Here is a 25,722-nt window from a genome sequence, read left to right on the forward strand (position 1 = left end):
GTGCTACCTGTGAGTCGTACCCAATGTGGGCGGGATGGAAAAGGGGGACGGCCGGAGCCCCCGCACAGTGGGCTCCGGCCGTCGGCTTTTTGGCCGTACGAGATCAGATGTCGAGGCCGGTCAGGACCAGGACTCGCTCGTACGTGTAGTCGTCCATCGCGTAGCGGACGCCCTCGCGGCCCACACCGGACTGCTTGACGCCGCCGTAGGGCATCTGGTCGGCACGGTAGGACGGCGCGTCGCCGATGATCACACCGCCGACCTCGAGCTCGCGGTGCGCGCGGAACGCGGTCTGGACGTTGCGGGTGAAGACGCCGGTCTGCAGACCGAACTTCGACTCGTTCACCGCGGCGAAGGCCTCGTCGGTGTTCTCGACCCGCTGCAGGGTCAGGACCGGGCCGAAGACCTCCTCGGTGGCCAGCTTGACACCGTCCGGGACGTTCGCGAGGACGGTGGGCTCGTACGAGGCACCCTCGCGCTTGCCGCCGGTGAGCAGCTTGGCGCCGGCGGACACGGCCTCGTCGACCCAGGACTCGACACGCTCGGCGGCGGCCTCGGAGACGAGGGGGCCGACGTCGGTGGCGGAGTCGGACGGGTCACCGGTGACCTGCCCCTGAACCTTTGCGACGACCTTCTCGACGAGGCGGTCGTAGACGGAGGCGTCGGCGATGACGCGCTGCACGGAGATGCAGGACTGGCCGGCCTGGTAGTTCGAGAAGGTCGCGATGCGGGTCGCGGCCCAGTCGAGGTCGGCCTCGGAGGACCAGTCGTCCAGGACCACGGCCGCCGCGTTGCCGCCGAGCTCCAGCGTGCAGTGCTTGTGGGGCACCGACTGCTGGATGGCGTAGCCGACGGTGTCGGAGCCGGTGAAGGAGATGACGGGGAGGCGCTCGTCCTTGACCAGGGCGGGCATCTTGTCGTTCGCGACCGGCAGGACCGACCAGGAGCCGGCCGGGAGGTCGGTCTCGGCGAGCAGCTCACCCAGGATCAGCCCGGAGAGGGGCGTGGCCGGGGCGGGCTTGAGGATGATCGGCGCGCCGACGGCGATGGCCGGGGCCACCTTGTGGGCGCACAGGTTCAGCGGGAAGTTGAACGGCGCGATGCCGAGGACCGGACCCTTGACGAAGCGGCGGGTCAGCGCGAGACGGCCGACGCCGCCGGCGTCGGTGTCGAGGCGCTGGGCCTCTCCGCCGTTGAAGCGGCGGGCCTCTTCGGCGGCGAAGCGGAAGACGGACACCGCACGGCCGACCTCGCCGCGGGCCCACTTGACGGGCTTGCCGTTCTCGGCGGAGATCAGCTGGGCGATCTCCTCGGTGCGCTCGGCGAGCCGCTTGGACACGTGGTCCAGGGCCGCGGCCCGTACGTGGGCGGGGGTCGCGGAGAACTCCGCCGTCACGGCGTACGCCGCGGCCACGGCCTCTTCGACCTGCTCGTCGGTCGGCACGCTGACGGCGCCGACCAGACGGCCGTCCCACGGGGAGTGGACGTCGAAGCTGTCCTCGCCGGTGGCCTGGCGGCCGGCGAGCCAGAAGGCGTGGGTGGAAGTCATGCGAATCCCGGCCCTTCGGAAGTGTGCGGTGGGTCCTGACCCCTCCACCGTAGGACTCCGTCGGCGATTCGGCGTTTATCCGGGGTGTAGTACCTGCGGTCGGGGCCGCGCCGGTTTGTCACTGTCGCCCCCGGCGGCCCACTGCCGGGGCTCCGCCCCGCACCCCGCTCCTCGAACGCCGGACCGGCCCTCCTCTGCTACGACGGGGTCGAGGTGGCCTTGAGGGCGAGCCACAGTTCCATGCGGACGTCGGGATCCTCCAGGGAGCGGCCGAGGATCTCCTCGACGCGCTTCATCCGGTAGCGCAGCGTGTGCCGGTGTACGCCGAGGTCGGCGGCGGCCGCGTCCCACTGGCCGTGACGGGAGAGCCACGCCTGCAGCGAGGCCACCAGGTCGCCGCGCCCGGTCGCGTCGTGGTCCCGCAGCGCGCGCAGGGTGCCGTCCGCGAAGGCCCGTACCGCGTCGTCGGCCAGCAGCGGCAGGACCGAGCCCGCCGCCATGTCCTCGTGCTCCACCAGCGGCCGCCCGCGCCGCCGGGCCACGGCGAGCGCCTGGTCGGCCTGCTTGAGGGCCGCCGCCACGCCGCCCGGGCCGGCCGGTGCGGACAGGCCGAGCACCAGTTCGTCGGGCTCCGGCCCGGACGCGTCCCGTCCGCGCCGGGCCTCGAGCGTCTCCGCGTGGTCCAGACACGCCTGGACGGCCGAGCCCCCGTCGGAGGCCAGGACCACGAGCCGCCCCGTCTCCGGGACCACCAGCAGCGCCTCGCCCGTGCGGGCGGCCGCCGACTCCACCGAGTCGGTGAGCAGCGCCAGGCCCTCCGGCTGCGCCGTCCCCGGCAGCGCCGGCTCGGCCACGACCAGTCGGAACGGCGCCTCCAGCAGGGCCCCGTAGAGGTCCCCGGCCACGGATCGCGCATGGTCGGCCTCGCCTGCCAGCAGCATCCGCAGCACCGCCGCCCCCAGCCGGGACTCGGCGTCGTGCAGCGAGCGGGACCGCTCGGTGGTGAGGGTCAGCAGCGCGACCGCGGAGTGGACGGCGTACCGCTCGGCCGTGCCCAGCGGGGCTGCGGTGCCGACGGCGAGTGCGCCGCGCGCCCGTCGGCCCGTTCCCAGCGACTGGAGTTCGACGCGGTCCTCCGAGCCGCCGACGACGGCGCTCGCGGGCGCCGGCCGCTCCCGCAGCCGCTCCACGTCGGGGGTCAGCCGGGCGGCCCGCCGTGCGGCCCAGTCGGGGGCGGCCGCGACCACCGCGCCCGAGGTGTCGTACAGCGCGGCCCAGCCGTGCACGTGCGTGGCCAGCTTCGCCAGCAGTTCGGCGGGCCCGTCGACGGACAGGGCGGCGCGCGTCAGCTCCCGCTGCGCCTCGAAACCGGCGGTCACGGCCCGGTACTGGTCCGCCGCGAGGGCCGCGGAGACGGCCTTGCTGATCGCGAGGAAGGGCGTGCGCCGCGGGACCTCCAGCAGGGGCATGTCCTCGGTCCGCGCGGCCTCGACGAGAGCCTCGGGGATCTCCTCGTAGTTGACGCCGATCGCGAAGCCGATGCCGACGACGCCGGCCGCCGCGAGCCGGCGCACGTAGCGGCCCATTTCCTGCGGGTCCTGCGCGTCCAGCTTCATCGCGGTGATCAGAAGCAGCTCCCCGCCCTCCATGTACGGGACGGGGTCGGCGAGCTCGCTGACGTGGGCCCAGCGCACGGGGGTGTCGAGGCGGCCCTCCCCGGCCCGGACGCTGAGCTTGAGCGCCGAGTGCTGGACGAGTGAGGCGAGGGTGAGCGGCATCGGTTACCAGGGGCCTTTGGCGGGAGGGAGAGACGGAGGACGGGAGCGGAGGCCGGGAGGACAAAGGGAGAAGGGAGGAGAGAGGAGGAGGGATGAGGGAGGAAGGCGCACGGCGCAGCGCCGGAGGAGCGACAGGGAGCAGAACAGCAGAGGAGCGCACGACCCATTTCGCCGTGTCGTATGAACGGCTCCCCTCGATTCTGCCACCCCGTACGGGTCAGGGCGCGGGTCAGGCCGTTCCGGCCAGGCGGACCAGCAGCGGAGCGGCCCGTTCCCCGCGGACCGAGGTCAGCGACAGGACGGCGTGCCCCGGCGGCACGGCGTGCGCCAGGTCCGAGGCGGACCACCGCTCCCGTTCCACCTGCCGCACGGTCACCGCGTCCGTGGTGACGGCCTTGCCGGTGACGAGCTTGCGGAAGGAATGCATCAACCGGGTCAGCGGCTGGTCGGCGAAGACGGTGCGGTGGGTGACGTCCCGCGCCTCCACCCACTCGGTGCCCCAGGCCTCGGCGAAGCGCTTGCCGTCCCAGGTGGTGACCCCGGAGAAGGCCATCCGGCAGCCGACCGCGCCGAGCAGCGGGGTCCGCAGCGCCTCCGGTACGTCGTCCAGCGTGCGCAGCGTGAGCAGGACGCCGGCATGCGCCGAGCGCAGGCGCTGTACTCCGCGCACGGTCTCGGGAGTCAGGGTGTGCGAGGCGTCGTCGAGGGCGAGGAAGGCGAAGAGCGAGCGGTCGGTGCGGGCGGCCGCGGCGGCGTTGAACTGGGCGAGCAGCAGCCTGGCCAGCATCCGGGAGGCGTCGGCGTGCGCGCGCTCGGGCAGGTCGACGCGGACCCGGATCGGGTGCTCCAGGGCGCGCAGCGAGAACGGCCGGCCCTGCCCGGTGGTGTCGAAGAAGCCGGCGAAGGCGGGCCGGTCCAGCAGGGCCACCCGGTCGGCGAGGGCCGGTGCGGGGTCGCCGTTCGCGCCGTGCTGCCGCGTCCGGGCGTCGAGCTCGCGCAGCATGGCCTGCTGCGCGGCGCCGGCCTGCGCGAGGTCCCGGCGCAGGGCGTCGAAGGCGGCCGGCACCCGGTCGAGCAGTTCGCGCAGCTCGGGCACGGCGGGGAAGCGGCCGTACGCCGCCCGGAACGGCCCGAGGAGCTGGGCGAGGGCGGTCGCGGCCCGGCGTACGTCGATCCCCGGGACGTCCCCGACGAGGCCTTCGGCGAGCAGGGTGGCGGCCTCGTCGGGGTCGGTGGCGCCTCCGTACAGGTCGAGGTCGTAGACGGAGGCGGGGTCGCCGACGCGGACCACGACGTCGTAGGCGGCGTCCGGCCCGAGCTGAGCCCCGGACGCGCCGACGGCGACGACGGCCGCCTGGCCGGCGAGCGCCTGCAGTGCGAGCGACTCGACGACGGGCCGCACCAGGCGCCCGGTCTTGCCGGTGCCGGAGGGTCCGACCGCGAGCAGGGAGGTGCCGAGCACGTCGGGGTCGAGGGCGAGGGAGGTGCCGCGGCGGGAGTACGGATTGCGCACACCGTCCTCGCAGGTGCCGAGCAGCACCTGCCGGGCCAGCAGGTCGTGCCGGGCGGCGCGCACGGGCAGGTCCCGGGCCCCGGACGGGTGCGCGCAGGCTCCGGCGCCCTTGTCGCGCACGGCGTCGGCGAAGGCCCGCATGCGCGTGGGGTCGACGCGCACGGAGTCCCATGCGCGCCGGATGCGGGCGTAGTCGACGTCGTTCATCCGCCCGCCCCCGGCCTCTCCCTCCAGCCGGTCGGCGGCCTCGGTCAGCCCGGCGGCCCGCAGCTGGGGCCACCGCGCGGGGTCGTCGGGGCCCCCCGGCTCGGGGCGGCCCTGTCCGGTGGAGTGCAGGGGCTGCACGGCGCGGCTGCGCAGCGCCCGGCGGCCCAGTTCGGGCCAGCGACCCAGGCGCCCGAAGCCGATCACCAAGACGGCGGCGACGACGGCGTACCAGAGGTACGAGGCCACGACGGAAGGCAGCGTCCCGGCCCAGGAGTCGGGCGTGAACATGTAGAGCGGCCAGAGCCAGAACCCGCCGAGGTAGCCGTTCCACAGCAGGGACCACAGCAGCAGCCCCGCCAGCAGGGAGATCAGGGCCCCGCTGACCAGTTGGCGGGTGGGGGTCTCCTCAGGTTCCTCGGCGGCCCGCGGCACGTGCCCGTACGTCCACACGCCCGGCCCGTCGGAGGAGCGCGGGAAACGGAGCCAGTCCCCCAGCGCCGGCCCGGCCGTCGGCGCGTGGGACGGGCGCGGCGGCAGGCCGGGGGGCGGCGGGGCGGCCGGTCTCGGGATGTGCCCGCTGTGGGGCGGGCGCGTCTCGTGCGTGCCTTCGGTGTCCATGAAACCCCTGCCCCCTGCCCGTGCCATGCGCTGCGGCGCTCAATCTAGTGCCCGGCCCGGGGCTTGGACCCGCACCCGGCCATGATCCGCGAGATGCGCGCCGCACCCTTCCTATGGCCGTCGCGGACAAGGACACGCGGTGATCACTACCGAACGGAGCATGCAGGACCACCGCTCCCGGGCCTAGCCTGCGGACAAAGACACAAGTGCGTCCGAAAACACCCCCCAGGAGCCCTCTATGACCGCTGTCCCGCAGGAGCGCAAGATCGTCACCGCGATCCCCGGCCCCAAGTCGCAGGAGCTGCAGGCCCGCCGCCTCCAGACGGTGGCCGGCGGCGTGGGCTCCGTCCTGCCCGTCTTCACGGCCCGCGCGGGCGGCGGCATCATCGAGGACGTCGACGGCAACCGCCTGATCGACTTCGGCTCCGGCATCGCCGTGACCTCGGTCGGCGCCTCCGCCGAGGCCGTCGTGCGCCGCGCGTCCGCGCAGCTCGCCGACTTCACCCACACCTGTTTCATGGTCACCCCGTACGAGGGCTACGTCGAGGTGTGCGAGGCCCTCGCCGAGCTGACCCCGGGCGACCACGCGAAGAAGTCGGCCCTGTTCAACTCCGGCGCCGAGGCCGTCGAGAACGCCGTCAAGATCGCCCGTTCGTACACCAAGCGCCAGGCCGTCGTCGTCTTCGACCACGGCTACCACGGCCGCACGAACCTCACCATGGCGCTGACCGCGAAGAACATGCCGTACAAGCAGGGCTTCGGTCCGTTCGCCCCCGAGGTCTACCGCGTCCCGGTCGCCTACGGCTACCGCTGGCCCACCGGCGCCGAGAACTGCGGCCCCGAGGCCGCCGCCCAGGCGATCGACCAGATCTCCAAGCAGATCGGCGCGGAGAACGTCGCCGCGATCATCATCGAGCCGGTGCTCGGCGAGGGCGGCTTCATCGAGCCGGCCAAGGGCTTCCTGCCCGCGATCGTGAAGTTCGCCAACGAGAACGGCATCGTCTTCGTCGCCGACGAGATCCAGTCCGGCTTCTGCCGCACCGGCCAGTGGTTCGCGTGCGAGGACGAGGGCATCGTCCCGGACCTGATCACCACCGCCAAGGGCATCGCGGGCGGTCTGCCGCTCGCCGCCGTGACCGGCCGCGCCGAGATCATGGACGCCGCCCACGCGGGCGGCCTCGGCGGCACCTACGGCGGCAACCCGGTGGCCTGCGCCGGCGCGCTCGGCTCCATCGAGACCATGAAGGAGCTCGACCTCAACGCCGCGGCGAAGAAGATCGAGTCCCTCATGAAGTCCCGCCTGGCGGCCATGCAGGAGAAGTACGAGATCATCGGCGACATCCGCGGCCGCGGTGCCATGATCGCGATCGAGCTGGTCAAGGACCCCGTCTCCAAGACCCCGTTCCCGGAGGCGGCCGGCGCGCTCGCCAAGGCCTGCCACGCCGAGGGCCTGCTCGTCCTCACCTGTGGCACGTACGGCAACGTGCTGCGCTTCCTCCCGCCGCTGGTCATCGGGGAGGATCTGCTGAACGAGGGCCTGGACCTCATCGAGGCCGCGTTCGCGGCCATCGGCACGGACATCTGAGCGGTCGCCCGAGCGGCCATCTGATCGAACGGCTAGAACGTCCGAACGCAGCGCCCGACCACTACCGGCGGTAACGCGCGGGCGCTGTGAAGAAGCTGTGGGGGGCCGATGGCGGGAGCGCGATCCTGCTGTCGGTCCCCCTTCCGCTGCCGTACGGTTTCTGCAGATGAGTGAGACACCCCGTTCCCGGGAAACCGGGGGCGACACCAGTACCGGGCTTCCCCAGCGCCGTATTGGGCATGCGTTCGCGCACACTCCTCACCGATCGGACAGCCGCCCGCCCCAAACCCCCCGGGGCGCGCGGCAACCCGGTCCGGGCGGCCGTCCCGGAACCATCCCCCCTGTTCCGGGACGGCCGGCCACTCCTCTCCTGATCGCCGCGGTCTGCGGCCTCTTCTTCGCCGTGGTCACCTGGCAGGTGCTGGTCTCCGGCCCCCTGCTGGCGCCGGATCACGCACTGAGCCGCGCGCTGGTGCGCACGGTCCCGGACTCCGTCACCGAACGCCTGTCGGACCTCGGCAACATCCCGGTCGCCGTGCCCGTCCTGGCGCTGGCCATGGCCTACGCCGCCCGGCGCGGCCGGCTCCTCGCCGCCGGCGCCGCCGCCCTGGCCATGGCCCTGGTGCCGGCCCTGGTCATCCCGTTCAAGCAGTGGACGGCCCGGCCGGGCCCCCTGGAGCCCTGGGCCGCCGGATACTTCCCCTCCGGCCACACGGCCACGGCCGCCGTCGCGTATCTGGGCGCGGCCCTGCTCGTGCGCCCGTACACCCGCCGTGCATGGCCGACGGCCGTCGCCCTCGTACTCACGGGGGCGACGGCCGTCGGACTGATCCTGCGGGGGTGGCACTGGCCGCTGGACGTACTGGCCAGTCTGCTGCTGTGCACCCCGCTGCTGCTCGGCGTGGGCCTGGCCGCCCGGCGCCGGCCGGTCAGCCGCCGAAGTACCCGTCGAAGTTACGGCTGAACTCCCAGCCGCCGAAGCGGTCCCAGTTGATCGACCAGGTCATCAGACCGCGCAGGCCGGGCCAGGTGCCGTGGGTCTGGTACGCCCCGCAGTCGGTCTTCTTCGTCAGACAGTTCAGGGCCTTGTTCACCTCCGCGGGCGCGGTGTGGCCGTTGCCCGCGTTGGCCGTGGCCGGAAGGCCGATGGCCACCTGGTCCGGGCGCAGGGCGGGGAAGACGCGGGCGGTGTCGCCGGCGACAGGGAAGCCCGTGAGCAGCATGTCGGTCATGGCGATGTGGAAGTCGGCGCCGCCCATGGAGTGGTACTGGTTGTCGAGGCCCATGATCGGGCCCGAGTTGTAGTCCTGGACGTGCAGCAGCGTGAGGTCGTCGCGCAGGGCGTGGATGACCGGGAGGTACGCCCCGGCGCGCGGGTCCTGCCCGCCCCAGGGACCGGAGCCGTAGAACTGGTAGCCCAGCTGGACGAAGAAGGTCTCCGGCGCCATGGTCAGGACGAAGTCCGGGCCGTACCTGGCCTTGAGGGTCTTGACGGCCGAGATCAGGTTGACGACGACCGGGGTGGTGGGGGCGCGGAAGTCGGTGTCTCCGGTGGCCAGGGAGAGGGAGTGGCCCTCGAAGTCGATGTCGAGGCCGTCGAGGCCGTACTCGTCGATGATCGCGCCGACGGAGGAGACGAAGGCGTCGCGGGCGGCCGTCGTCGCGAGCTGCACCTGGCCGTTCTGGCCGCCGATGGAGATCAGCACCTTCTTGCCCGCGGCCTGCTTGGCCTTGATCGCCGCCTTGAACTCGGCCGGGGATTCGACGTTCGGGCACTCGGCGACCGGGCAGAGGCGGAAGCGGATGTCGCCGGAGGTCACCGAAGTCGGTTCGCCGAAGGCGAGGTTGACGACGTCCCAGGAGGCCGGGACGTCGGCCATCCGGACGTAGCCCGAGCCGTTGGCGAAGCTCGCGTGCAGGTAGCCGACCAGCGCGTGCGCGGGCAGGCCCTCGCCGCCACCGCCCCCGCCGCCGGGCGTGGTCGCGGAGACGGGCGTGCTCTTGGGGGACTCGCCCGCCGCGTTCACGGCGCTGACCCGGAAGGTGTACGTGGTGGACGCGGCGAGGCCGGTCACCGTCGCCGCGGCGGAGGTGACGGGGAGAGGCGCCGCGCCGTCCCGGTGGACGGTGTACGACGTGGCCCCGGGCACCGCCGACCAGGCCAGGGAGACCGAGCCCGGCGAGGTCGCGGAGGCCGTCAGGCCGGTGGGGGCGGTCGGGGGCTGGGGCTGGCCGGGGCCGCCGGGGTCGGGGCCGACCAGGGTGAGGTCGTCGGTGAAGTGGGCGGGCTGGCCGTACCAGCCGTGGGTGTACACGGTCACCGAGGTCGTCGACGGGCCGGTGCGGAAGGTGGCCGTCAGCTGCTTCCACGCACCCGGGGTCTGCGTCCAGGCCGACACGTCGGTGGTGCCGGTCCCGGTCGCGCCGAGGTAGACGTACGCACCCTGCACCCAGGCGCCGAGCGTGTAGGTCGCGTCGGGCTTGACGCTGACGCTCTGGGAGCAGCGGCCGTTGTCCTGGCCGGCCGGGGTGGCCCGGAGGGCGGAGACACCGCCGTGTACGGGGGTGGTGACGATGGCTCCGCTGCCGCCCGAACAGTTCCAGCCGTCGAGGCCGGCTTCGAAGCCGCCGTTGCGTATCAGGTCGGCGTCCGCCGCCGCGGCGGGCGGGCCCGCGGCGAGGAAGCCGGCCGCCGCGAGTGCGGCGGCCGCGAGGAGGGACCAGGCTCTGCGCACAACTGCCTCCGGTGCGTGGGGGGATGGAGGGGATCAGCGGCGCCCAAGATGGTCCAGACCAATGGCCTTGTCAAGACGTCCGGCCCCCTTCGCCACCAGGCTCGCGGCCGCCTCGTGCATCGCGAGTTCCAGCACCACCGGGTCGGTGAGGGTTCCCCGCCCGTCCGGGAGCATCAGCCAGCGCGCCCCGCCGGTCGCCCGGCCGGGGTACGGAACCACGATCCAGGTCCCGCGCCCGGCTCCCCGCACACCCGTCCCGAGCCAGCGGGACGTCGTGCCCGGGGGCACGAAGAAGCCCAGCCGGGAGGCGCCGGAGTCGGCGAGCACCGGGCCGGGCCGGTCGAGGATGAGACGGAGCACGTCGAGGGTGGCCTGCCCCAGCTCCCCCGGCAGGATGAGCACGTCCCAGGACCGGCCGGCGGGCAGCAGGACCACCCCGAGGGGGTTGCGCTCCCACTCCCACCGGCTGGTACCGGGGTCCGGCGCCCCCGATACCAGCCATTCCACTGCCGTCCTGGCCCCCGGGATGGTCATCGCCCGGCCTCCGTTCCCTGTAGGTGAGGGGTTCTCACCTGGAGAGAGCGGGGCCGGGCGCGGGTATGACGCGGGTTTCGTTACTCCGTCGTAGGCGTGAACCGGGTCACCCGGTGACGGGCCGGTGTGCGCCGGGGGCGTGGGGTGGGGCGGCGGGGGCGTGCGGTCGGGCGGCGGGGCGGCTCGCTAGCTGTCGAAACCGAGGCCGAGCCTGTCCATCACCCTGAGCCACAGGTTCCGGTGCCCGCCGCGGGCGTCCGCGCGGGCCAGCGACCACTTGGTGAGCGCGATCCCGGTCCAGGCCAAGGGCTCGGGCGGGAAGGGCATCGGTTTGGACTTCACCATCTCCAGCCGGGTGCGCTCGGTGGAGAGCCCGTCCAGCAGGTCCAGCATGACCTCGGCGCCGAACCGGGTCGCACCCACCCCGAGCCCGGTGTAGCCGGCCGCGTAGGCCACCTTCCCGGAGTGCGCGGTGCCGAAGAAGGCGGAGAAGCGCGAGCAGGTGTCGATCGCACCGCCCCAGGCGTGGCTGAACTTCAGGCCCTCCAGCTGCGGGAAGGCGGAGAAGAAGTGCTCCGCGAGCCTGAGGTAGGTCTCGGGCCGGTGGTCGTACTCGGAGTCGAGCTTGCCCCGGTAGGGGTAGATCGCGTCGTACCCGCCCCACAGGATCCGGTGGTCCCTGGTGATCCGGAAGTAGTGGAACTGGTTGGCGCTGTCCCCCAGCCCCTGGCGGTTCCTCCAGCCGATGGAGGCCAGCTGGGCCTCGTCCAGCGGCTCGCTCATCAGCGCGTAGTCGTATACGGGGACGGTGAACGGGCGGATCCGCCTGACCAGCGAGGGGAAGATGTTGGTGCCCAGGGCGACCCGGCGGGCGAGGATCGTGCCGTAGGGGGTCTGCACGGTCATGCCGGCGCCGGCCGGGGCCAGCTTCAGGCCGCGGGTGTTCTCGTAGACGCGCACCCCGAGGTCCAGACAGGCCTGCTTGAGGCCCCAGGCCAGCTTCGCCGGGTTGAGCATGGCGACGCCGTCGCGGTCCCAGAGGCCCGCGAGGAAGGTCGGGGAGTCGACCTCGGCGCGCACCGCGTCGCGGTCCAGCCATGTGGAGCCGCCGGCCAGGCCCAGGCGCCGCGCCTCCTCGTGCAGCTCGCGCAGTTCCTCGACCTGGTGCGGTTCGGTGGCGACGTCGATCTCGCCGGTCCGCTCGAAGTCGCAGTCGATGCCGTAGCGGGCGACGGCCTCCTCGATGGCGTCGAGGTTGCGGGCGCCCAGCTCCTCCAGCCGCGCCAGCTCGCCGGGCCAGCGGGCCAGCCCGTTGCCGAGTCCGTGGGTGAGCGAGGCGGCGCAGAAACCGCCGTTGCGGCCGGAGGCGGCCCAGCCCGCCTCCTTGCTCTCGATCACTACGACGTCCCGCTCGGGGTCGCGCTCCTTGGCGATCAGCGCGGTCCACAGCCCGCTGTATCCGGCGCCGATGACCAGCAGGTCGCAGCGCTCGTCGGAGGTCAGCGTCGGCCGGGGGGCGGGCTTGCCGGGGTCGTCCAGCCAGTACGAGACCGGCTTCGCTTCGGAAAGGGATTTCGCAACACTACGCATGGCGACTGGGGCCATGGCTTCCAACTCCCTACAGGGGTCTACTTCGGTTGTGCCTTCTTGCGGCGGTTGCCGACCATCTGGCCGACGAGGACCACCAGCACCGCGATGACGAACATGGCCGTGCCGATGACGTTGATCTGCACGGGCGTACCGCGCTGGGCCGATCCCCACACGAACATGGGGAAGGTGACGGTGTTGCCCGAGTTGAAGTTGGTGATGATGAAGTCGTCGAAGGAGAGCGCGAAGGACAGCAGTGCGCCCGCCGCGATACCCGGCGCCGCGATGGGCAGGGTCACGCGCGTGAAGGTCTGCACCGGGCCCGCGTAGAGGTCGCGGGCGGCCTCCTCCAGCCGCGGGTCCATGGACAGGACGCGCGCCTTGACGGCGGCGACGACGAAGCTGAGGCAGAACATGATGTGGGCGATCAGGATCGTCCAGAAGCCCAGCTGGATGCCCATGTTGAGGAAGAGCGCGAGCAGCGAGGCCGCCATCACGATCTCCGGCATGGCCATGGGCAGGAAGATCAGAGAGTTGACCGCGCCGCGCGCCCGGAAGCGGTAACGCACCAGCGCGAAGGCGATCGCGGTGCCCAGGGCGGTCGCCACGAGGGTGGACCACAGGGCGATCTGGAGCGAGAGCGAGAGGGAGCCGCACAGGTCGGCGACCCCGCAGGGGTCCTTCCACGCGTCGAGCGAGAACTCCTGCCAGGCGTAGTTGAACCGCCCGGTGGGGTTGTTGAAGGAGAAGACGGTGACGACGACGTTCGGAAGGATCATGTACGCGAGCGTGCAGAGGCCCGCGATGACGACCAGATTGCGCCGGAGCCAGCTGAGGGGACTGCGCATCAGACCAGGTCCTCCGTCCCCGCTCGGCGGATGTAGATGGTGACCATGATCAGCACGATGGCCATGAGAATGAAGGACAGCGCGGCCGCCGTCGGGTAGTCGAGGATCCGCAGGTACTGCGACTGGATGACGTTGCCGATCAGCCGGGTGTCCGTGGACCCGAGCAGCTCGGCGTTCACGTAGTCGCCGCTCGCCGGAATGAAGGTGAGCAGGGTTCCGGAGACCACGCCCGGCATGGACAGCGGGAAGGTCACCTTGCGGAAGACCGTGGCGGGGCGGGCGTACAGGTCCCCGGCCGCCTCGTGGAGGCGGGTGTCGATGCGCTCCAGCGAGGAGTACAACGGCAGGATCATGAAGGGAAGGAAGTTGTAGGTCAGACCGCAGACGACCGCGAGCGGAGTGGCCAGCACCCGGTCCCCCTCGGTCATGCCGAGCCAGCTGGTGACGTCCAGGAAGCCGATGGTGTCGAGGAGGCCGACCACGGGGCCGCCGTCGGCCAGGATCGTCTTCCAGGCCAGCGTGCGGATCAGGAAGCTGGTGAAGAACGGGGCGATGACGAGGACGAGGAGCAGGCCCCGCCAGCGGCCCGCCTTGAAGGCGATCAGGTAGGCCAGCGGGTACCCGAGCAGCAGGCACAGCGCGGTCGCGGTGCCGGCGTAGAGCAGGGAGCGCAGGAACTGCGGGTAGTACTCGGTGAAGGCGTCCCAGTAGGTCTGGAAGTGCCAGGTCACCTCGAAGCCCTCTTCGAGGGAGCCGGTCTGCACCGAGGTGGAGGCCTGGTAGACCATCGGCAGCACGAAGAAGACCAGCAGCCACAGGATGCCGGGGAGCAGCAGCCAGTACGGGATCAGCCGCTTGCGCACCGACGGCTTGTGCACCGGGGGTTCGGCCGCGACGGGCGCCTGGGGCGGCGCGGCGGTGGTGGTCACGCGCTCTCCTCGACGGTCTCGATGCCCGCGTCGATGTCCTGAGCGGCGTCGAGGCCGAAGGTGTGCTCCGGGTTCCAGTGCAGGATGACCTCGGCGCCCGGGACCAGGCGGCTGTCCCGCTCGATGTTCTGGGCGTACACCTCCAGCTCGGGGCAGACCCGGCTGTCGATGACGTACTGGGTGGAGACGCCGATGAAGGAGGAGTCCGCGATGCGGCCGGGGACCTTGTTGCGGCCGGCCGCGATGGTGTGCTCCTCGTCGGCGTGGACCAGGGATATCTTCTCCGGGCGCACCCCGACCAGGAGCTTTCCTCCCGCACGCGGGGTGGTCGTGCAGCGGGCCGCGGGCAGCCGCAGGGTCGTACCGGAGGCGGAGACGACCACGTCGTCGGACGAGCCGCCGGCGGACTCCACCGAGGCCTCGATGAGGTTCGAGGTGCCGAGGAAGTTGGCGACGAAGGTGGTGCCCGGGTTCTCGTACAGCTCTGCGGGGGCGCCCAGCTGCTCGACGCGGCCGCCGTTCATCACGGCGACCGTGTCGGCCATGGTCATGGCCTCCTCCTGGTCGTGCGTGACGTGGACGAAGGTGATGCCGACCTCGGTCTGTATCCGCTTGAGCTCCAGCTGCATCTGGCGGCGCAGCTTGAGGTCGAGGGCGCCGAGCGGCTCGTCGAGGAGCAGCACCTGCGGGTGGTTGATCAGGGCGCGGGCGACGGCGACGCGCTGCTGCTGGCCGCCGGAGAGCTGGTGCGGCTTGCGTTGGGCGAACTGACCGAGCTGGACCAGCTCCAGCATCTCGTCGACCTGCTTCTTGACGGATTTTATGCCGCGGCGGCGCAGTCCGAAGGCGACGTTCTCGTAGATGTTCAGGTGCGGGAACAGCGCGTAGCTCTGGAAGACCGTGTTGACCGGGCGCTTGTACGGCTGCAGGTCGGTGACCTCCCGGTCGCCGAGGTGGACCGTGCCGGTGGAGGGTTCCTCCAGGCCGGCGATCATGCGCAGGGTGGTGGTCTTCCCGCAGCCCGAGGCGCCGAGCAGGGCGAAGAAGGAGCCCTGGGGGATGGTGAGGTCCAGCGGGTGCACGGCGGTGAAGGTGCCGTAGTGCTTGCTGATCCCGGAGAGGCGGACGTCGCCGCCCGCGGTCTTGTCAGTCATGGAGGGGTCCCGGGGGTTGGGTGGCCGAAGAGGTCAACGGAGGGGTTCGCCGCGCGGCGCCGGAACGGGACGCCGGGCGCCGGGCGCTGTGGCTACGCGCCGATGAGCTTGGCGAACTTCTCCTCGTACGCCGTCTCTTCCTCGCTGCTGAGGGAGCGGAAGGCGTGGGACTTGGCGGTCATCGCCTTGTCCGGGACGATCAGGGTGTTGTCCGCGAGCTCGGGGTCGATCTTCGCAAGCTCGTCCTGCACCCCCTCGACGGGGCACACGTAGCTGATGTACGCGGCCAGCTGGGCCGCGACCGGAAGCTCGTAGTAGTAGTCGATGAGCTTCTCCGCGTTCGCCTTGTGCCGGGCCTTCGCGGGGACCAGCAGGTTGTCGCTGGAGGTGATGTAGCCGGCCGCCGGTATCGCGTACTGGATGTCCGGGTTGTCGGCCTGGAGCTGGATGACGTCGCCCGCCCAGGCCAGACAGGCCGCGAGGTCGCCCTTGTCGAGGTCCGAGGTGTAGTCGTTGCCCGTGAAGCGGCGGATCTGGTGGGTGTCCACGCCCTTCTGGAGCCTGCCGACCGCCGCGTCGAAGTCGGCGGTGGTGAAGGCCGCCGGGTCCTTGCCCTGGTCGAGCATGGTCATGCCGACGCTGTCGCGCATCTCCGTGAGGAAGCCGACCCGGCCCTTGAGGGTGGGGTCGTCGAGCATCTGGGTGACGGAGTCGACCTTCTTCCCGCCGGTCGCCTTGGTGTTGTAGGCGATGACGGTCGAGATGCCGGTCCAGGGGTAGCTGTACGCGCGGCCCGGGTCCCAGTCGGGGCTGCGGAACTGCGGAGACAGGTTCGCGTAGGCGTGCGGCAGGTGCGAAGGGTCCAGCTTCTGCGCCCAGCCGAGGCGGATGATGCGGGAGGCGAGCCAGTCGGTGACGACGATCAGGTCGCGGCCCGTGTCCTGGCCGGCGGCGAGCTGCGGCCTGATCTTGCCGAAGAACTCGACGTTGTCGTTGATGTCCTCGGTGTACTTGACGCTGATCCCGGTCCGCTTGGTGAACTCCTCCAGTGTGGGACGGGTCTTCTCGTCCTCGCCGGTGTCCATGTACTCGGTCCAGTTGGAGAAGTTGATCTCCTTCTCCCGGGCCGAGTGGTCGTCGGAGGCCACGGCCGCGTCCCCCTCACGCTTGGCGGGCGGGATTCCGCACGCGGCGAGGGTGGAGACGCCGGCGAGGGTGAGCGCTCCGACTCCGGAGGCGCGCAGCAGCGAGCGTCGGGTGAGGGCCCCGCGCCCACTGGTGATGCTGCGCCGCATCGCGGCGAGTTGCGCCGCCGAGAGGCGGTCGGGCTCGAACTGCTCCATGCGCTGTGCCCTTTCGGGAGGTGTACCGCTGGTCGGGCGGTGGTCTGCTATCGGTCCCCGAAGATCGTGCGGTGCCAGTCCTTCGCGGCTACCGCCGTGTTGTCATACATCACGTGCTTGACCTGCGTGTACTCCTCGAAGGAGTAGGCGGACATGTCCTTTCCGAAGCCGCTCGCCTTGTAGCCCCCGTGGGGCATCTCGCTGATGATCGGAATGTGGTCGTTGATCCAGACGCAGCCCGCCTTGATCTCGCGGGTGGCGCGGTTCGCGCGGTAGACGTCGCGGCTCCAGGCGGAGGCCGCGAGTCCGTACGGGGTGTCGTTGGCCAGTGCGATGCCCTCGTCGTCGGTGTCGAAGGGCAGGACGACGAGGACCGGACCGAAGATCTCGGACTGGACCACCTCGCTGTCCTGGGCGGCGCCGGCGATGAGGGTGGGCCGGTAGTACGCGCCCCCGGCCAGGTCGCCCGCCGGGATCTCGCCGCCGGTGACGACGGTGGCGTACGCCCGGGCGCGCTCGACGAAGCCGGCGACCCGGTCGCGCTGGGCGTGGGAGACCAGCGGACCGAGGTCGGTGGTGGGCGCGAAGGGGTCGCCGAGGCGGACGGTCTCCATCAGCTCGGCCACCCGGGCGACGAAGGCGTCGTGGAGGGGGCGCTGGACGTAGGCGCGGGTCGCGGCGGTGCAGTCCTGGCCGGTGTTGATGAGGGAGGCGGCTACGGCGCCGTGCGCGGCGGCCTCCAGGTCGGCGTCGTCGAAGACGACGAAGGGGGCCTTGCCGCCGAGTTCCAGGTGGAGCCGCTTGACGGTGGCGGTGGCGATCTCGGCGACCCGCTTGCCGACGGCTGTGGAGCCGGTGAAGGAGGTCATCACCACGTCGGGGTGGCCGACCAGGTGCTCTCCGGCTTCGCGGCCGGCGCCGGTGACAATGTTGATCACACCGTCGGGCAGACCCGCGTCCTTGGCCGCCTGCGCGAACATCAGCGAGGTCAGCGGGGTGAGCTCGGCCGGCTTGAGGACGACGGTGTTGCCCGCGGCGATCGCCGGGAGGATCTTCCAGGCGGCCATCTGGAGCGGATAGTTCCAGGGCGCGATGGAGCCGACGACTCCGATGGCCTCACGCCGTACGTACGAGGTGTGGTCGCCGGAGTACTCGGCGGCCGCCTGCCCCTGGAGGTGGCGGGCGGCTCCTGCGAAGAAGGCGGTGTTGTCGATGGTCCCCGGCACGTCGAACTCTGTGGACAGCTTGATCGGTTTGCCGCACTGGAGGGACTCGGCGTACGCGAAGTCCTCCGACTGCTCCGCCAGTACGGCCGCCAGCCGGTGCAGGGCGTCCGAGCGCTCGCCGGGGGTGGCACCGGACCAGGCCGGGAAGGCCCGCCCGGCCGCGGCGACGGCCTCGTCGACGTCCGCGGTGCTCGCGAGGTCGTAGGTGAGGACCTCGTCCCCCGTCGCCGGGTCGATCACCGTGTGTGACCGGCCGGAGGTCCCGCGCCTCAGCTGCCCGTCGATGTACTGCGCGCCGTCCGCGAAGCGGTCTTTGACCTGGAAGCGGTTGCCCATCACGCTCTCACGCTCTCCGTAGCTACAGTTCGAGCTACAGCTCGAATTGAGTGCCGATCCTGACAGAGGTGGTGCCCTCGGCCAAGGGATTCCGTTGTTGCCTTTTGATTACGCGACGGAATCGGTCGACCATGTGTCGAGGCACACCGAAAATCCCGTACGAAGTGTCAGTGGCGACTGCCAGACTCGCGTGCATGGAGATGATCGACGACCTGATCAAGCAGGTCAGCCGCGGTGAGCGGGTGAAGTACCTGCCGTTCTGGGGGCACCGGCCGCGACCGGACGGAAAGCTCGGCCCGAGCTGTCTGAGCCAGTGGTGGCCGTCCGCATTCACTGTCGGTGACGTCCGTTATGCCACGGCCGAGCACTGGATGATGGCCGGCAAGGCGCGGCTCTTCCATGACGCCGAGGCGGAGCGCGCCGCGCTGGAGGCGACGACCCCGGCGGCCGCGAAGAACGCCGGGCGGCTCGTGCGCGGCTTCGACGACGCGATATGGAAGCGGGAGCGGTTCGCCCTGGTGGTGGAGGGCAGCGTGCACAAGTTCGGCTCGGACCCCGCGCTGCGCGCGTATCTCCTGGGCACCGGCGACCGGGTCCTGGTCGAGGCGAGCCCGATGGACCGGATCTGGGGCATCGGACTGGCGGCCGACGACGAGCGCGCCCTGGACCCGGTGCGCTGGCGCGGGCTGAATCTGCTGGGCTTCGCCCTGATGGAGGCCCGCGAGCGGCTGCGCGAGGACGCCGCGTGACGCAGCGGCGCCGGGTCGCCGCCGTGATCATCCGGGACGGGTGCGTGCTGATGGTGCGCGAGCGCGGGAAGGGAACCACAGGCCGGCACGACGGGCCGGAGTACTGGACCCTCCCGGGCGGCGGTCTGGAGGCGGGCGAGGAGCCCGAGGACGCGGTCCGGCGGGAGGTGGCCGAAGAGGTCGGCCTGCGGGCCCTGGACGTGCGGTACGCGTACGACTCCCCCTATCCCTCGGGCTGGACCTCCTGCTTCCGCGTGGAGGTCGCGCCCGGCGAGCCGGTCCTCGGCGTCGACGCGGACCTGGAGTGCGACTGTCCGCGGATGGTCGGCCTGATCTGGGTCCCGCTGTCGCGCGGCGCCACCGAGGACGAGGTGATGGTGCCGACGCAGCTGACGGCGGCGAAGATCCGGGCGGAACGTGGAAGCGGAGCGTAAATACGTGGCGGGTCCCGGGCCCGCCGCCTAACGTGATCCTCGTCCAGGTGCGAAGGCGAGACCTACTTCGACTCATAATCGGGCGGCCGCGGGTTCGAGTCCCGTCACCGGCTTCAGGCCGGTGTAGCTCAGCTGGCAGAGCACCTTGTGGTTTCGCCGGCCTTGTTCTCTGGACACTTACGTCACGCACCTCCCGGTGCGCAGGCTGCGGCTCCTTCTTTTACAAAGAACTCCAGGCCGCCGCCACCTTGATCTCGGGAGGCCGCGTGCGGGACGCCCGGTGCGCAGGCGACGGTTACTTCTTCCGGATCAGGAGGTGGCGGGTTCGAATCCCGCCCGGCTCAGGCCGGTAGCTCAGCTGGACAGAGCACCTGACTTAGTCCGTCGCCGACCTCCGATCTCGGGCGTCCCGCACGTCACGCCTCCCCCGCCTTCTTTGAATTCGGGGGGATTCACATGACTCGCTTCAACCTGCGTTCGCTCAAGCGGGCGCCCGCCTCGCCCACTTCGCCCGTCCGCACGACCGGCCACGCCCGCACCCACGAGGGCGGGCCGGGCCACCTGCGCGACCCGCGCTCAGAGCTGTTCCTGCTCTCCGTCGCCAACTTCGTGACGCAGCGCACCGCGTACGAGAGCGGCGAGGCCCGCGACGACCGGTTCGCCGCGCTCGTGCGCACCCTGGCCGTCGAGGACCCCGCGTGGACCGCCGGTCTGCTGGGCTGGCTCCGCGGGGACGCGAACATGCGGACCGCCTCGCTCGTCGGCGCCGCCGAGTACGTCAAGGCCCGGCTCGACGCGGGCGCCGTCGAAGGGCCTTCGAACCGCCGGGTCGTGGACTCTGTACTGCGGCGCGCGGACGAGCCCGGTGAGCTGCTGGCGTACTGGACGGCGACCTACGGGCGGGGCGTGCCCAAGCCCGTCAAGCGCGGCATCGCCGACGCCGTGCGCCGGCTCTACTCCGGCACCTCGCTGCTGAAGTACGACACCGATTCCCGCCGACGGGGGTACCGCTTCGGCGACGTCCTCAACCTCGTGCACGCCTCCCCCGACCCGGCCAAGCCCTGGCAGGGCGAGCTGTTCCGCCACGCGCTCGACCGCAGGCACAACCCGCAGAGCGCGAAGGTCCCGGCGGGCAACCGCACTCTCGCCGCCCACCGGGCGCTGATGGAGCTGCCGGTCTCCGAGCGACGCGGTGTGGTCCTCGCCCCGGACGGCGCGGAGCGGCTCGCGGCGGCCGGCATGACCTGGGAGGCGCTGGCCGGGTGGTTGCAGGGGCCGATGGACGCGGCCGCATGGGAGGCGGTCATCCCGTCCATGGGCGCCATGGCCCTGCTGCGCAACCTGCGCAACTTCGACCAGGCCGGGGTCTCGGACGCGGTGGCCGCGCAGGTCGCGGAAAGGATCTCCGACCCGGAGGTCGTCGCCCGGTCCCGGCAGTTCCCCTTCCGCTACCTGGCCGCCTATCAGCATGCACCCTCCCTGCGCTGGGCGTACCCGCTGGAGCAGGCGCTCGGCCACTCGCTGGCCAACGTACCGGCGCTGCCCGGCAGGACGCTGGTCCTCGTCGACCGGTCCGGGTCGATGTGGTCCCCTCTGTCGGACCGCTCCACGCTCAACCGGGCGGATGCCGCGGCCGTTTTCGGGACGGCGCTGGCGCTGCGGTCCGAGCAGGCGGACCTGGTGCAGTTCGGTACGACCAGCCAGGAGGTCCGCTACACCCGGGGCGAGTCCGTGCTGAAGGTACTGGAGCGGTTCGGCGACCTCGGGGGCACCTGCACGGCCGCGGCCGTGAAGAAGCACTACCGGGGCCACGACCGGGTGTTGATCGTCACCGACGAGCAGGCCGCCTCGTACGGCTACGGCGGCGATCCGACGGCGGAGGTACCGTCCACCGTGCCGGTGTACACCTGGAACCTGGCCGGCTACCGGGCGGGGCACGCCCCCTCCGGCGCCGCGAACCGGCACACCTTCGGCGGACTCACCGACGGGGCCTTCCGGATGGTGTCCCTGATCGAGGCCGGCCGCAACGCCGACTGGCCCTGGGCCTGCTAGACCGCGCTCTCGGACCGGGTCGGCTCCGCCCGGTCCGGTCCGAGAGGATCGGTCGGAGCCGTCTCGGTCACGTCTTCTCGTGGACCCGGGAGTTGTCGTACGGACTGTCGTACGGGGAGTCGTCGATCGGCCCCTGGTCCATGAATGAGCCGAAGATGATCGCAAGCATCAGGCCGCCCAGCACGATGCCGACGGCGCCCAGGATGATGCCGGCCAGGGCCATCCCTCCGTTGTCGGCCTCGCCGCGGGTCGCCTTGCCCTTACCCAGGGCGCCGAAGACGACCGCCCCGATCCCGAGCGCGACCGCTATGAAGCTGGTGACGCAGCCGACGACCGACAGGATGCCGAGCACGAGCCCGGCGATGCCGAAGCCGTTGTTCCGCTGCGCCCCGTACGGCGGGTACGCGCCGGGGGCCGGGTACCCCGGGTATCCGGAGTAGCCGGGATAGCCCGCGTCGCCGGGGTATCCGTAGTTCTGCTGGGGCTGGGCCGGATACCCGTACGCCGCGGACGCGGGGGGTCCGGTCATCGGCATCGTGGTGGAAGCCGGGGTCGGGGCCGGAGCCGGGTGCTGCGCGGAGGGGGGCAGCTGATCGCCCGGCATTCCGGCGAGCGTCGGCTGGTCGTGCACGGACGGCGGGACGGACACGCCCGGCGCGCCGTGCGCGCCCTGCGCTTTGCCCAGGTCCACCGCCGGCCGCTCCGGCGGCGCCCACGGGTCTCGCGGCTCGGGACTGCTCTCGGTCATGCGGCGCCCCCCTCTCGTACAGCCATGCTAAGCGCTGCCACCGACAGTCACGGGCGTGCCTACGATGAATCCCCACCCGCCCGCACCAGCGTTCTCCCGGAGGCACCCCCATGACCGACCTGCACCCCTTCATCGCGGGGCTGCCCAAGGCCGAACTCCACGTCCACCACGTCGGCTCGGCATCCCCGCGCATCGTGGCGGAGCTCGCCTCCCGGCACCCCGACTCCAAGGTCCCCAGCGACCCCGAGGCGATCGCCGACTACTTCACCTTCACCGACTTCGCGCACTTCATCGAGGTCTACCTGTCGGTCGTCGACCTGGTGCGCACCCCGGAGGACGTGCGGCTGCTGACCTTCGAGGTCGCCCGCGACATGGCCCGGCAGAACATCCGCTACGCCGAGCTGACCATCACCCCGTACTCCTCCACCCGCCGCGGCATCGAGGAGAAGGCCTTCATGGCGGCCATCGAGGACGCCCGCAAGGCCGCCGAGTCCGAACTCGGCGTCATCCTGCGCTGGTGCTTCGACATCCCCGGCGAGGCCGGCCTCGAAGCCGCCGCCGAGACCGCCCGGCTCGCCGTCGACCTGCGTCCCGAGGGCCTGGTCTCCTTCGGCCTCGGCGGACCCGAGATCGGCGTCCCGCGCCCGCAGTTCAAGCCGTACTTCGACGCGGCGCGGGCCGCGGGTCTGCACAGCGTGCCGCACGCCGGCGAGACCACCGGGCCGGAGACGGTCTGGGACGCCATCCGCGAGCTGGGGGCCGAGCGCATCGGCCACGGCACCAGCGCCGCCCAGGACCCGGAGCTCCTCGCGTACCTCGCCGAGCACCGCATCGCGCTGGAGGTCTGCCCCACCTCCAACATCGCCACCCGCGCGGTGACCGACCTCGACCTGCACCCGGTCAAGGAGATGGTCGCGGCGGGTGTGCTCGTCACCATCAACAGCGACGACCCGCCGATGTTCGGCTCCGACCTCAACAACGAGTACGCGGTGGCCGCCCGCCTCCTCGATCTCGACGAGCGCGGGCTCGCGCAGCTCGCCAAGAACGCGGTCGAGGCGTCCTTCCTGGATCCGGCCGGCAAGGCGAAGCTCATCGCGGAGATCGACACGTACACCGCCGAATGGCTGGCGCGCTGACACCCCGTTGATCCCATCGGTTGTGAGAATGGGGCCATGCGCACCCTGACTGCCGTCGGCCACCGCGGCGATCCCTACCGTGTCCGTGAGAACACCCTGCCCTCGATCAGCTCCGCCTTCGCGCGCGGGGCGGACGTGGTCGAGATCGACGTACGGCTGACCCGCGACGGGGTGCCGGTCCTGCTCCACGACGAGTCGCTCCAGCGGCTGTGGGGATACGACGTGCGCCTCGACGAGGTCACTGTTTCCCAGCTCAAGGAGCTGACACACGGGGGTGTGCCCACACTGCGCGACGCGCTCACGGCGGCCGGGGCGGGACGGCTGATGCTGGACCTCCCGGGCGCCACGGCCGAGGCGGTACGCACCGTCGTGGGCCTGGTCCGCGAGTGCGGGGCGGGCGAGCGGACGTCCTACTGCGCGGGCCCGAACACGATGCTCGCGCTCCGCGCCGCCGATCGGGCCGCGGCGATCGCGCTCACCTGGACCACGCTGTCGCCGCCGCGGCGGGTGCTGATCGACGCCGTGGCGCCGCGCTGGCTCAACTACCGCTTCGGGCTGGTGAGCCGGGAGCTGGTGGACGCCCTCCACCGGGACGGGCTGCTCGTGTCCGCCTGGACCGCGGACACCAAGCGGACGATGAAGGGGCTCATCGCGGCGGGGGTCGACGCGATCACCACGAACCGGCTGGACGCGCTGGCGAGCGTACGGGCCGAGTTCGGCAGGTGATGGGCGCGCTGGCCGGGCGGCTGCGCCGGGCCAATCCGTGGGTCGTGGACCTGGGTCTGACGCTGCTGGTGCAGCTGGCCGTCACGATGCCGTTCGTGCTGCCGAGGGAGGCCGGGCTGCCGCCGGTGACCTGGGCGTCGTACGCGATGACCACGGCGGCGGTGGTGCCACTGGTGTGGCGGCGGCGCCGGCCGGTCACCGTGCTGGTGGTGATCATGCTGGCCGGCGGCATCTACAAGGCGACGCTCGACGGGCCCGGTCAGCCGCTGCCGTACGCCGGGCTGATCGCCGCCTACACGGTCGCCCTGCAGTGCCCGGCGCGCGTGCGGGCGGCGGTCGCGGGGATCTCGGTGGCGGCGATCATCGCGTCGGTGGGACTGAAGGCCGGTTCGGCCAGGGAGCTGTCCTTCACCCTGTTCTGCGCGTGCGCCGCATACGCACTGGGGCGGCTCCAGTTCACCCGCCAGGCCTACACCGCGGCCGTGGAGGACCGCGCGGCGCAGCTGGAACGGGCGAACCGGATCGAGGCGGAACAGGCCGTGGCACACGAACGGGCCAGGATCGCAAGGGAGATGCACGACATCCTCTCCCATGCGGTCAGCATCATGATCGTGCAGGCGGAGGCCGGTCCGGTGGCGGTACGGCGTGCTCCGGAACGGGCCGAGGCCGCCTTCGAGGCCATATCGGAGACCGGCCGGGACGCGATGGTCCAGCTGCGCGCGATGCTCGGGGTGCTGCGGGAGGACGGCCCGGCCCCGCGCGAGCCGCAACCGGGCGTGGCGGCGCTGCCGGTGCTGCTGGACCGGATACGGCTCGGCGGGCCCGAGGTGGTGTACGAGGAGACGGGCGAGAGCCGGCCACTGGCCGCGGCGGTGGACACGGCGGTCTACCGGGTGGTGCAGGAGGCCCTGACGAATACCGTGAAGCACGCTGCAGCGCGGCGGGTGACGGTGTGCCTCGGTTATGAGCCCGAGGTGCTGACGATCACGGTCACGGACGACGGACGGGGCCCGAAGGACGGCGCCGGAGGCGGACACGGCCTGATCGGCATCCGTGAACGCGCGGCCGCGCACGGGGGGACGGCGCGGACGGGCCCGGGACCGGACGGCCGGGGGTTTCGCGTGGCCGTGGACCTAGTAACGTCCCCGGCGGAGGTGGGGAATTGACGATCCGTGTGGTGGTGGCCGACGACCAGGAGCTGGTGCGCAGCGGGTTCGCGATGATCCTGGACGTCCAGGAGGACATCGAGGTCGTGGCGGAGGTGGGGGACGGCGCTGCGGCGGTGGAGGCGGTGGCCCGGCTCGCTCCGGACGTGGCGCTGCTGGACATCCGGATGCCGGTGCTGGACGGGATCGAGGCGTGCCGGGCGATCTCGGAGCGGAGCGCCTGCCGGACGGTGATGCTCACGACCTTCGACGCGGACGAGTACGTGTACGAGGCGCTGCACGCGGGGGCGAGCGGGTTCCTGCTGAAGGACGTGCGGCGGGACGACCTGGTGCACGCGGTACGGGTGGTTGCGGCGGGCGAGTCCCTCCTGGCGCCCTCGGTGGCGCGGCGGCTGATCGAGGAGTACACGGCGGCGACGGCGCGGCCTCTCCTTCGGGCGGACCGGCTGCAGGTGCTGACGGCGCGGGAGCGGGAGACGCTGGTGCTTCTGGGGCGGGGACTGTCGAACGCGGAGATCGCGGCGGCGCTGGTGGTGAGCGAGCACACGGTGAAGTCGCACGTGGGCAACGTGCTGGCGAAACTGGGGCTCCGGGGACGGATCCAGGCGGTGATCTGCGCGTACGAGACGGGCCTGATCGCGGCGGGTACTCCCTCTGGGGAGTGAGTGCACGGCGTGTCGCCTCCCTCGCGCCGGTGAGTTGTCGTACCGGTGAAGACCCCTCTTGTTGGTGATCCGCAACCACCCCTCCGACCAGCAGCATTGAGGTC

The 25,722-nt window shown here is 71.8% G+C and carries 21 protein-coding genes; 9 read left to right on the forward strand and 12 right to left on the reverse strand.

Features of this window, described 5'->3' with window-relative positions; all coding sequences use genetic code 11:
- Positions 1-103: 103 nt before the first annotated feature.
- The 3 genes from ACWGIF_RS18895 to ACWGIF_RS18905 form a co-directional block, all read right to left on the reverse strand.
- Entirely contained in the window at positions 104-1,549 is a 1,446-nt protein-coding gene (locus ACWGIF_RS18895; protein WP_453498633.1) for an aldehyde dehydrogenase family protein, read from the reverse strand.
- Between the two features lie 197 nt (positions 1,550-1,746).
- Complete coding sequence (locus ACWGIF_RS18900; RefSeq protein ID WP_453498636.1) at positions 1,747-3,327, reverse strand: PucR family transcriptional regulator; 1,581 nt, start codon at positions 3,325-3,327, stop codon at positions 1,747-1,749.
- Between the two features lie 229 nt (positions 3,328-3,556).
- Positions 3,557-5,665 carry an ATP-binding protein gene (locus ACWGIF_RS18905; RefSeq protein WP_453498639.1) on the reverse strand — a complete coding sequence of 703 codons (2,109 nt, stop codon included), beginning with the start codon at positions 5,663-5,665 and terminating at the stop codon, positions 3,557-3,559.
- Between the two features lie 238 nt (positions 5,666-5,903).
- On the opposite strand from ACWGIF_RS18905, the gene gabT reads away from it, so the two are divergent.
- Positions 5,904-7,250 carry a 4-aminobutyrate--2-oxoglutarate transaminase gene (gene gabT, locus ACWGIF_RS18910; RefSeq protein ID WP_453498641.1) on the forward strand — a complete coding sequence of 449 codons (1,347 nt, stop codon included), beginning with the start codon at positions 5,904-5,906 and terminating at the stop codon, positions 7,248-7,250.
- A gap of 403 nt (positions 7,251-7,653) precedes the next feature.
- Entirely contained in the window at positions 7,654-8,214 is a 561-nt protein-coding gene (locus ACWGIF_RS18915) for a phosphatase PAP2 family protein (RefSeq protein WP_453498644.1), read from the forward strand.
- Here the strand turns inward: ACWGIF_RS18915 and ACWGIF_RS18920 are convergent.
- The 8 genes from ACWGIF_RS18920 to ACWGIF_RS18955 form a co-directional block, all read right to left on the reverse strand.
- Positions 8,180-9,985 (reverse strand): chitinase, encoded by a 1,806-nt coding sequence (locus ACWGIF_RS18920; protein WP_453498647.1) that lies wholly within the window; start codon positions 9,983-9,985, stop codon positions 8,180-8,182. The genes ACWGIF_RS18915 and ACWGIF_RS18920 overlap by 35 nt on opposite strands.
- A 33-nt stretch (positions 9,986-10,018) precedes the next feature.
- Positions 10,019-10,513, reverse strand: coding sequence for a hypothetical protein (locus ACWGIF_RS18925; protein ID WP_453498723.1), 495 nt, complete (start codon positions 10,511-10,513; stop codon positions 10,019-10,021).
- Positions 10,514-10,705: 192 nt separating this feature from the next.
- Positions 10,706-12,124: an NAD(P)/FAD-dependent oxidoreductase gene (locus ACWGIF_RS18930; RefSeq protein ID WP_453498650.1), complete on the reverse strand. Its 1,419-nt coding sequence runs from the start codon at positions 12,122-12,124 to the stop codon at positions 10,706-10,708.
- 23 nt (positions 12,125-12,147) lie between these two features.
- The gene (locus ACWGIF_RS18935; RefSeq protein WP_453498653.1) at positions 12,148-12,954 is read right to left on the reverse strand and encodes an ABC transporter permease; all 807 of its coding nucleotides are present in this window, start codon (positions 12,952-12,954) and stop codon (positions 12,148-12,150) included.
- Positions 12,954-13,883 (reverse strand): ABC transporter permease, encoded by a 930-nt coding sequence (locus tag ACWGIF_RS18940; protein ID WP_453498656.1) that lies wholly within the window; start codon positions 13,881-13,883, stop codon positions 12,954-12,956. Before ACWGIF_RS18940 ends, ACWGIF_RS18935 begins: the two co-directional genes overlap by 1 nt.
- Complete coding sequence (locus ACWGIF_RS18945) at positions 13,880-15,037, reverse strand: ABC transporter ATP-binding protein (RefSeq protein ID WP_453498659.1); 1,158 nt, start codon at positions 15,035-15,037, stop codon at positions 13,880-13,882. The genes ACWGIF_RS18940 and ACWGIF_RS18945 overlap by 4 nt, the downstream gene beginning before the upstream one ends.
- A 92-nt stretch (positions 15,038-15,129) precedes the next feature.
- Entirely contained in the window at positions 15,130-16,380 is a 1,251-nt protein-coding gene (locus tag ACWGIF_RS18950) for a polyamine ABC transporter substrate-binding protein (RefSeq protein WP_453498662.1), read from the reverse strand.
- Positions 16,381-16,427: 47 nt separating this feature from the next.
- Positions 16,428-17,942: a gamma-aminobutyraldehyde dehydrogenase gene (locus ACWGIF_RS18955; protein ID WP_453498725.1), complete on the reverse strand. Its 1,515-nt coding sequence runs from the start codon at positions 17,940-17,942 to the stop codon at positions 16,428-16,430.
- A 194-nt stretch (positions 17,943-18,136) separates the two neighbouring features.
- Here ACWGIF_RS18955 and ACWGIF_RS18960 point away from each other — a divergent pair, with 194 nt between their 5' ends.
- The 3 genes from ACWGIF_RS18960 (at position 18,137) to ACWGIF_RS18970 (ending at position 21,177) form a co-directional block, all read left to right on the forward strand.
- A complete protein-coding gene (locus tag ACWGIF_RS18960) occupies positions 18,137-18,691 on the forward strand; it encodes an NADAR family protein (RefSeq protein ID WP_453498665.1) in 555 nt (184 codons plus the stop codon).
- Positions 18,688-19,125, forward strand: coding sequence for an NUDIX hydrolase (locus ACWGIF_RS18965; protein ID WP_453498667.1), 438 nt, complete (start codon positions 18,688-18,690; stop codon positions 19,123-19,125). Before ACWGIF_RS18960 ends, ACWGIF_RS18965 begins: the two co-directional genes overlap by 4 nt.
- Positions 19,126-19,581: 456 nt before the next feature.
- The gene (locus ACWGIF_RS18970) at positions 19,582-21,177 is read left to right on the forward strand and encodes a TROVE domain-containing protein (RefSeq protein ID WP_453498670.1); all 1,596 of its coding nucleotides are present in this window, start codon (positions 19,582-19,584) and stop codon (positions 21,175-21,177) included.
- Between the two features lie 67 nt (positions 21,178-21,244).
- Here ACWGIF_RS18970 and ACWGIF_RS18975 read toward each other — a convergent pair whose 3' ends face one another.
- Positions 21,245-21,925: a DUF4190 domain-containing protein gene (locus ACWGIF_RS18975; protein ID WP_453498673.1), complete on the reverse strand. Its 681-nt coding sequence runs from the start codon at positions 21,923-21,925 to the stop codon at positions 21,245-21,247.
- A gap of 110 nt (positions 21,926-22,035) precedes the next feature.
- Here ACWGIF_RS18975 and ACWGIF_RS18980 point away from each other — a divergent pair, with 110 nt between their 5' ends.
- The 4 genes from ACWGIF_RS18980 to ACWGIF_RS18995 are packed head-to-tail and all read left to right on the forward strand — an operon-like array spanning position 22,036 to position 25,618.
- The gene (locus ACWGIF_RS18980; protein ID WP_453498675.1) at positions 22,036-23,061 is read left to right on the forward strand and encodes an adenosine deaminase; all 1,026 of its coding nucleotides are present in this window, start codon (positions 22,036-22,038) and stop codon (positions 23,059-23,061) included.
- Between the two features lie 36 nt (positions 23,062-23,097).
- Positions 23,098-23,787 (forward strand): glycerophosphodiester phosphodiesterase, encoded by a 690-nt coding sequence (locus ACWGIF_RS18985; RefSeq protein ID WP_453498678.1) that lies wholly within the window; start codon positions 23,098-23,100, stop codon positions 23,785-23,787.
- A complete protein-coding gene (locus ACWGIF_RS18990) occupies positions 23,787-24,953 on the forward strand; it encodes a sensor histidine kinase (RefSeq protein WP_453498728.1) in 1,167 nt (388 codons plus the stop codon). Before ACWGIF_RS18985 ends, ACWGIF_RS18990 begins: the two co-directional genes overlap by 1 nt.
- Positions 24,950-25,618 carry a response regulator gene (locus ACWGIF_RS18995; protein ID WP_453498681.1) on the forward strand — a complete coding sequence of 223 codons (669 nt, stop codon included), beginning with the start codon at positions 24,950-24,952 and terminating at the stop codon, positions 25,616-25,618. Before ACWGIF_RS18990 ends, ACWGIF_RS18995 begins: the two co-directional genes overlap by 4 nt.
- Positions 25,619-25,722: the final 104 nt, after the last annotated feature.

It is taken from the genome of Streptomyces sp. NPDC054849, assembly GCF_053610945.1.